The following is an 8,115-nucleotide window of genomic DNA, read 5'->3' as shown; positions in this document are numbered from 1 at the left end:
CTGGTCGAGCGGCTAATGAGCTTTATCCATGCCTACAACAAGGAGGCCCGACCTTTTCAATGGACTTACACGGGCAGCCCGCTCGCGGCATGATTAAGTCAACGCATTTGCAGCACGCAACACTAGAAGTCATTTGGCTCTGTTGACATCCTCATCGAAAGGTAGCAATGCTTCAGGCGATAGAGATTGAAGCTGAGGCCGAGCAGCAGGGCTTGGCGCTGCTGCATGGGCAGCAACCGGCCGGGCGCGCGGGCCGAGAGTTTGCGCTTCACCGACGAGAAGACGCTCTCGATCCGAGCACGGTGCCGATAGAGCCGGCGCGGAAAGGCCCGACGCATTTCCGCACGCACGCCACGTACACGCCAGGTTTTCTTTCCCCGCTTGGCCGGGATCACGCTGCGTGCTCGGAGTCGCTGCCGGATGTAAGTGTGGTTCCTCTCGCTGTCGAACTCGGCGTCGGCCAGCACCAACCCGATGCGGGTCTGCTCGGAAGCCGCCTGCACGACCACGGGCAAACTCGCGCAGTCATTCCAGGGGCCACGCCGCGCCATCTGTGCCAACACGCATTGCCGGTCCAAGTCGACCACCACGACCCACTTCAGCCAGTATCTCCAAGGCAGCGGTTTTTGCCCGTGATGATGCAGGCGGCGGACGAAGAAGGTACTTACCGCTCCCGACGCCAAGCCCGTGGCATCGACGGCCACGCGAGCCCGCTTTCGACCGCCCCGCCCTACGCCGGACAGCCGGCGTACGGTTTCATCCACCGCTCGGGCCAGCGTGCGCTCGTCCACACGCTGCAGAAAGCGGTACAAGGTAGTGAAATCGGGTACGTTCCTCAACCCCAGAGCCTCGCGCAGTTCGCCGTGCTCTCGCAAGCGCACTTCCGCTTCGCGAAAAGTCCAGTCCTCGTAACGCATCAAGCACAGGATGCCCAGAAGTTGCGGCTGCGTAAACTGGTGCTTGCTGAAACGAGTTCGATAGGGTGGGAGTACCGTCCGGCCCACTTCCCAAGCGGTGTGGCCAAATGCCAAGAGTCCAACCTCCGCCATCGTGCTTGTTGCCTCCGAACCATCGGACCCTTGCGAAGGGCTGGCGCACTCACAATTCTCCTTGGTTGAAGTAAGGATGTCAACAGAGCCAAGTCATTTCAAAACCCTGTACAACGGGGTGAATGTAGGGTAGTTCTTTTCCTGTGGAGGGGAATCGCGAAACCGCACAGCGCCAGAGGGAGGGCCGATGGCGCGATATGGTCGGTTGCTGACCGACGCCCAGTGGGAAAAAATCCGGCCCTTGCTGCCCAAGCGACCGCCGCGACCGCGGGGCGGTCGGCCTCCAGCGAATGACCGCAAAGTGCTGGAAGGCATCTTGTGGATCCTGCGCAGCGGAGCGCGCTGGCAGGATTTGCCCGAGGAATTTCCCTCACCGTCCACCTGTTGGCGACGGTTGCGGGATTGGGAAGAGCAAGGGATCTGGCTGGCGATCTGGCGAGTCTTTCTGGGCGAGTTGAATGAACGCCAACAGTTAAAGTGGAGCGAGTCATTTCTGGACGGGAGTTTAGCTCCCGCCAAAAAGGGGGCTGTGGAGTCGGCAAAACCAAGCGGGGCAAGGGGACGAAGTGGATGGTGGTGGTCGACGGCCGCGGTGTTCCTTTGGGAATCCGACTTTATTCTGCTTCCCCCTCGGAGGTCCGGCTCGCGGAGGAGACGCTCGAGGCGATCCGGGTAGGACGGAGGCATCAGGGCGGGCATCCGCGCCAGAAGCCTGAGCGGGTGATCGCCGACAAAGGCTATGACAGCGACGCCCTGCGCGCACGGTTGCGACAGCGCGGCATCGCCTTGATTGCCCCGCACCGCTCGAACCGTTGCCGGACGCTGCCACAAGACGGTCGGGTGCTCCGCCGTTACCGCAAGCGCTGGATCGTCGAACGCAGCATCGCTTGGCTCGGCAACTTCCGCCGGCTCGTCGTGCGCTATGACCGTTCCCTTACCATCTACCAGGCGTTCATTCATGTTGCCTGCTTCATGATCGTCTTACGGAGGGTTTTGAAATGACTTCTAGTGTCGATGGCACGGAGCAAAACGTTCGATGTCATACTGCAGTTTGCAGATTCAAGGCCGGCTTGCCAAATTGTGCTAAGTCATTGAAACCACAAGAACGAGGATGGTAGGCCTGGAGGGATTCGAACCCCCGACCCACGGTTTAGGAAACCGTTGCTCTATCCTTCTGAGCTACAGGCCCGTTCAGTCAGCGTGTGCTGAAATAGCTTAGCATATACCGAGTGGAGTCGCTTCTGGCCGCCTGCCTCGGAGCGGCGAAGGGTTTGGGAATTCGAGTGGTTTCAATCGACGCCAATTGTCTTATACTGTTGCTGCGCGTCCGGCTTTGCCACTCGCGCATTGAGGCGTTCGGAGGCTCTTCCAATCCAGCGCCCGGAAGGCCGCCTCTGCCGGTCGTTACCTTGAGAGCGGGAATCTGCGACCGCCCAGCTGGGACAGACAAAAATGGCTATCCTTGACCAATTCAGGCTGGACGGAAAAACCGCACTCGTGACCGGCTGTCGCCGTGGCATCGGCAAGGCGATTGCTCTGGGCCTGGCGGAAGCCGGAGCCGACATCATCGGGGTCAGCCGTTCCATGGAAACTTCCGGCAGCACGATTGAGCGCGAAGTTCTCGCCCGCGCACGCAAGTTCAAAGGCTACGCCTGCGATTTTGCCGACCGCAAGGCGCTCTATGCGCTGATCGAACAACTGGCAATAGATTTTCCCGCCATCGACATTCTCGTGAACAATGCCGGAACAATTCTTCGCAAACCTGCAACCGAATATCCCGACCAATATTGGGACGTCACCATGGAAGTCAACCTGAACTCCCAATTCATTCTGACTCGTGAAGTTGGCAAGCGCATGGTCGAAAGAGGAAAGGGCAAAGTCATCTTCATCGCCTCGCTGTTGACTTTTCAGGGCGGAATCCTGGTTCCAGGGTACGCGGCGAGCAAGGGAGGAATCGGCCAACTCACCAAGGCCCTGGCCAACGAATGGGCCGGCAAGGGCGTCCAGGTAAACGCGATCGCTCCGGGTTATGTCAGCACGGACAATACCTCTGCACTGAGGAATGATCCCATTCGCAACAAGGCCATCCTTGAACGCATTCCGGCAGGAAGATGGGGAGAACCCGAGGACCTTCAGGGCATGACAGTCTTTCTTGCCTCCTCAGCTTCCGACTACGTGAACGGGTCTGTGTTCACGTTGGACGGAGGCTGGATGGCAAGATAGGATTTCCGGCCCGCGCATCCATCTCCGCTTCCCTGACCCGGTCCGAAAGGGCCGGACGCGTCATTTGGCCGGCCCTTGGACCTCTTGGGGCGCTCCCAATGAAACTACTTTGCCTGGACGCTGCTGTCTCCGGCCACCCGGAACTGCATGCGTGTCCCGGACTCCAGTCGCAGATCACCGTGGCGCGTGCTCAACGTCGAGTTCGTTCCGGCTGACGATTCGGCTGAAGCAGACGATCCGATATGGACCTGGCGCACAGGCGTTGCCAGCCCAAGATTCGAATTGGCTCCCAGCGTGTTCTGGGTTGTGGCGCCAACTGCGCCTCCTGTCCTTCCCAAGGTTGATCCCGCTGCGCCTACGGTTGATCCCACCGTTGAACCCACGGCGCCGCCAGCCGCGCCTAACAGCCCACGGCCGCCACCGCCGCCTGACGGAGCTGCGACAGGAGCCGGCATGGGGACTGTCCCCACGGATTCCGACTCTTCCGCTTGCTCGCTCCCACTCGCGCCAAACATCGAAGTGAGCACCGTATTTAATTGCGTGGTGGAATCGCCCTGGACGAGCTGGTCAAACGTCACGCCCAGGCTTGAACCACCCTTGCCGTTTAAGTTGTTCTCGACGTTGGTGACATGTCCCACAAGCTTGTCGCCTTTGCGCACAACTACTTTGCCGTGCTGCTTGACGTTCTTTGTAACCCTGGCCTCCACCTTGTCACCTTCCTTGGCTTTGCGGGCGTCGATGTTTGACATCAGCTCAGCGGAGATCTTTGTCCCATTGCTGATTTCCGCCGACTGCCCAGGGGTTGAAGCCGTCGCTGCCGTTGAACTGGCCGCGCTGGCTGCCGATTCGGCGCTGGCCTGAGCTTGCGCAGCCATCGATGTCGCGGTCCAGCCGAACTGAACGGCTACTGCAATCACTATTGCACACGAAAATGTCATGAAAAATTTAAGACTCCTCATCGCTACCCTCCAGTCTCGTCGTTTTCCTGGACTTGCTTAATTCCTGGGGTCTCGGTTCGATCAGTCCCCCGTCGGCAGGATTGCAGGCCGCGTGCCACTGTCGGAGTTCATGTAACTTATTGATATGGAAGCGGCTGATCGCCAACACCGCTCGGTGCGGGATGAAATAATGACAAACACCATTGTAGATTCTTCCACGTTGGCCAATTGGTTAATTCCAGGACAACCAAGCTCCAGCACCCTCAATCTCCCCGCCGCCGAAGCTTCAGCGCCACATCTTTTGATTTTCTCCCCGCTCTTCCCTCCCAGGGCAATATTGGCTGATTCTGAAGGGCGTCCGAGCCCGACTGTCATCATGCTGCCGTGCCACCAAATTCCGTCCCACGGTCGCAGATTTTTTTAATTCAAGTGACTTCCTCCGTTATAGTTTTAGGTCATGTTTCCGGAATATCCGGCCGCCCTGGTGACGGGCGGTTCTCGAGGCATTGGCCGGGGGATTTGTCTCAGCCTGGCCCGCGCGGGGTTCGGCGTGGCGATCAACTATGCATCGAGCGCCGCGGCCGCGGAAGAGTGCAGGCGGTTGTGCCTTGAGGCTGCGCCCGGCTCGAAAAAGACAAAGTTTGAGACTGTCCAGGCGGACATTTCCAAACGGGATGGCCGGGCACGCCTGGTCGAATTTATTACAAAAGGGCAGGGCTGGATTGATCTGCTGATCAACAACGCCGGCGTAGCTCCCGAAGTGCGCGCCGATCTGCTGGAGGCCACCGAAGAGAGCTTTGACCGCCTGATCGCCATCAACCTGAAAGGGCCTTACTTTCTGACTCAGGCCGTAGCCAATTACTGGCTCCCCAGGCTTCAAAATCTTCCCACTGAGCGCACAAGGCCCAGGGTCATTAACATCTCTTCGCTTTCGGCCTATGCAGCCAGCATCAATCGCGGAGACTATTGCATCAGCAAAGCCGGCCTCGCGATGGCCACGCAACTCTATGCCGCGCGCCTGGCCGAATACGGCATCCATGTTTATGAGGTGCGTCCGGGCATCATCCGAACCGACATGACCGCTGGCGTCCAGGAGAAATACGACCGCATGATCGCGGAGGGTCTCACTCCCATTGCCCGATGGGGAACGCCGGAGGACGTGGGCCGCGCGGTTGCCGCCATCGCACAGGGCGATCTTCCGTTTTCAACTGGTGAAGTGATTAATGTGGACGGAGGCTTCCACCTCCGCCGCCTGTAGAGGTTTGAATCTCCGATGGTCCAGATCGATTCTGAACTCTCGCCTGAGAAGCTTCGCCCCAGGCTCGAGCGGTTGTTTGAACTCTCGGCCGCAAAAATCCGCTCCATCGAGCAGGCATGGGACCCCACTTCCGGTCCGCCCGTGGTGACGGCGAAAGGCCGCTACCAGCCGCGCGAGTGGACCGACTGGACGCGAGGCTTTCAGTACGGGTCGGCGCTGCTGCAGTTTGACGCCACCGGCGAGGCGTGGTTCCTCGAGTGCGGGCGCGAAGGCACCCGGAAGTGGATGGAAAGCTATATTACGCACACCGGCGTCCACGATCACGGCTTCAACATCGTCAGCACCTACGGCAATCTTGCGCGGCTGGCCCGCGAAGGCAAATTCCAGGCGACGCAGCCGGAGCAGGATTACTACAGGCTGGCGCTCAAATCGAGCGGCGCGGTGCAGGCGGCCCGCTGGGCGCGAACTTGCGACGGCGGCGGATACATCTACTCGTTCAACGGCGCGCATTCGATGTTTGTGGATACCATTCGCTCGCTGCGTTCGTTGGCCATCGCGCACCGGCTCGGCTATGCGCTTCACGAGGAATCAGACCTCCGCGTCTCGCTGCTGGAACGCCTGGTGCAGCACGCCACCGCCACCGCCCGGTATGCCATTTATTACGGTGAAGGCCGCGACCACTATGATGTGCGCGGGCGCGTGGCGCACGAATCGCTGTTCAACGCAAAAGACGGCCGTTATCGCTGCCCCAATGTTCAGCAGGGATATTCGCCCTTCACCACCTGGACGCGCGGCCTGGCGTGGGCCATTCTCGGCTTTGCCGAACAACTGGAATTCATCCACACGCTGCCTGAGGAAGAATTTGATGAGCTTGGCGGGCTCGATAAGATTGATGCCATGATGCTCCGCGCTGCCGAGGCAACTACTGACTTTTATCTTGAGCAGACGCCTACTGACGGCGTTCCTTACTGGGACACGGGCGCGCCCGGCCTTGTAAAACTCGGTGATTACCTTTCGCGGCCGAGCGATCCCTTTAATGAATACGAGCCGGTGGATAGCTCCGCCGCTTCGATTGCCGCGCAGGGATTGTGGCGGCTGGGCCAATACCTCGAACGGGGGCCGCAGCGCGCGGAACAGGGCAGGCGCTACCGGCAGGCAGCGCTGACGGTGGCGCGAACGCTGCTGGCGGAACCTTACCTTTCAACAGACGCCGGGCATCAGGGGCTGATCCTCCATTCCATCTATCACCGGCCGAGGGGCTGGGACTATGTGCCGGAAGGACGCAGGGCGCCGTGCGGCGAATCCTGCATGTGGGGCGACTATCACGCGCGCGAACTGGCGCTGGTGCTGTTGCGCGAAGCTCGGCAGGAGCAGGGGCTGTATTTCTTCAACGTTTGACGGCAACTAAAACTTGCGGCGGAGACATCATTCGAGCCGTTCGGCAGTCATTCCGATCCCGCAGAGCGGGAGAGGAATCTGCTGTTGACTCAGGTTCAACTCCGCGAAGGGTCTGCTTTGCCTTTTCAAGTAGATACAGCAGATGCTTCTCCCGCTTCGCGGGATCAGCATGACGAGTTGATGCATCCCAGTCTTCCAATTGACCTCCCTATTTGGGTCGCGTGATGGGATCGTACATCTCGGGGCGGCGGGCGGCGATGCGGTCGTACTCCCATTCGCCGGCAATCCGCACCACGCGGTTCACGTCGGCCAGCGCAGGTTCTATGTCAGCGTAGAGGATAGTCTCTTCGGTTTCGCCGGCTTCCACCAGCACGGCGCCGGTAACGTCGATGATCTGGGAGTGGCCGGCAAAGCGGAAGCCGCGCTCCTCGCCCACGCGGTCGGCGGCAGCAACGTACATGTGGTTTTCAATGGCGCGGACTTTGGGGATGTGCGCCCAGGTATCGGAACCCACAGGCCAGTTGGTGGGAATGGCCAGAATCTGCGCGCCGTTGAGCTTGAGCACGCGGCCGGACTCGGGAAAGCTGCAATCGTAGCAAATGTTGACTCCGATCTTCGCCTGCCCGGCCTGGAACACCCTGAACGGGGCGTCGCCCAGCCCATTGTAGCGGTCGATGCCCAGATAGGGCAGGTGGAGCTTGCGATGCACTCCCTGAAGACCCTCCGGAGTGATCACCGCCGCGGAGTTATAAAGTTCGTCGCCGGCGCGTTCCATCATACCGATCACAAGGGATGTTCCCAGGCGCCTGGCCGCTGCGGCCAGCTTGTCCGTCGAGGGGCCGGGGATGGATTCGGCGGCGGGCAGGGCCTCGGCGCGGCTGGTGAAGCAGTAGCCCGAAAGAGCGCACTCCGGGAAGACCACCAGCTCTGCGCCTTCGCGCACGGCGCGCTCCAGGTGCTCAACCACCCTGGCGAGGTTGCGGTCGTTCGCGAGGATTTTGACGTCCATCTGGACTGCGGCGACTTTCATGTATTCTCCTGGGAGGGGAAGGATTCAGAACCGGCCCATTGTAACAAGGTTTGGTGCGCGGCGCGCGGAGGAAATTTCATGGGCGCCAACGGACGGGCTGGGCACAAAGCGGCGGCGGACCGCCGCACTCCATAGCCCGCAGATACGTAATAATTTCGTTAGACGCACTGCCCGGGGATGCCGATGCGCGGTAATTGCAGGTATGTTATAGTGTGCTCT

7 protein-coding genes and 1 tRNA gene are annotated in these 8,115 nt (G+C 60.2%); 4 read left to right on the top strand and 4 right to left on the bottom strand.

All coding sequences use genetic code 11. From position 1 onward, the window contains the following. Positions 1-122 precede the first annotated feature (122 nt). The gene (locus tag VFQ24_09150; GenBank protein HET9178507.1) at positions 123-1,049 is read right to left on the bottom strand and encodes a transposase; all 927 of its coding nucleotides are present in this window, start codon (positions 1,047-1,049) and stop codon (positions 123-125) included. 570 nt (positions 1,050-1,619) lie between these two features. Here VFQ24_09150 and VFQ24_09145 point away from each other — a divergent pair. Then, complete coding sequence (locus VFQ24_09145) at positions 1,620-2,051, top strand: IS5 family transposase (GenBank protein ID HET9178506.1); 432 nt, start codon at positions 1,620-1,622, stop codon at positions 2,049-2,051. Positions 2,052-2,161: 110 nt separating this feature from the next. Here the strand turns inward: VFQ24_09145 and VFQ24_09140 are convergent. After that, a tRNA-Arg gene (locus VFQ24_09140) sits at positions 2,162-2,238 on the bottom strand. A 263-nt stretch (positions 2,239-2,501) separates the two neighbouring features. On the opposite strand from VFQ24_09140, the gene VFQ24_09135 reads away from it, so the two are divergent. Continuing rightward, positions 2,502-3,272: an SDR family NAD(P)-dependent oxidoreductase gene (locus tag VFQ24_09135; protein ID HET9178505.1), complete on the top strand. Its 771-nt coding sequence runs from the start codon at positions 2,502-2,504 to the stop codon at positions 3,270-3,272. Positions 3,273-3,376: 104 nt separating this feature from the next. Here VFQ24_09135 and VFQ24_09130 read toward each other — a convergent pair whose 3' ends face one another. Then, positions 3,377-4,231 (bottom strand): hypothetical protein, encoded by an 855-nt coding sequence (locus VFQ24_09130; GenBank protein ID HET9178504.1) that lies wholly within the window; start codon positions 4,229-4,231, stop codon positions 3,377-3,379. Between the two features lie 436 nt (positions 4,232-4,667). Here VFQ24_09130 and VFQ24_09125 point away from each other — a divergent pair, with 436 nt between their 5' ends. Next, on the top strand, positions 4,668-5,468 hold the full coding sequence (locus VFQ24_09125) for a 3-ketoacyl-ACP reductase (protein HET9178503.1): 801 nt from the start codon (positions 4,668-4,670) through the stop codon (positions 5,466-5,468). Between the two features lie 15 nt (positions 5,469-5,483). Beyond that, positions 5,484-6,866, top strand: coding sequence for a glycosyl hydrolase (locus tag VFQ24_09120; protein HET9178502.1), 1,383 nt, complete (start codon positions 5,484-5,486; stop codon positions 6,864-6,866). 208 nt (positions 6,867-7,074) lie between these two features. On the opposite strand, the gene VFQ24_09115 is transcribed toward VFQ24_09120, so the two are convergent. After that, complete coding sequence (locus VFQ24_09115) at positions 7,075-7,896, bottom strand: carbon-nitrogen hydrolase family protein (protein ID HET9178501.1); 822 nt, start codon at positions 7,894-7,896, stop codon at positions 7,075-7,077. Between the last annotated feature and the right edge of the window lie 219 nt (positions 7,897-8,115).

Source organism: Terriglobia bacterium (assembly GCA_035712365.1).
Classification (GTDB): domain Bacteria; phylum Acidobacteriota; class Terriglobia; order UBA7540; family UBA7540; genus SCRD01.
Note: the sequence above shows the minus strand (reverse complement) of the source record. Positions and strands in the feature narration are given on the sequence as shown.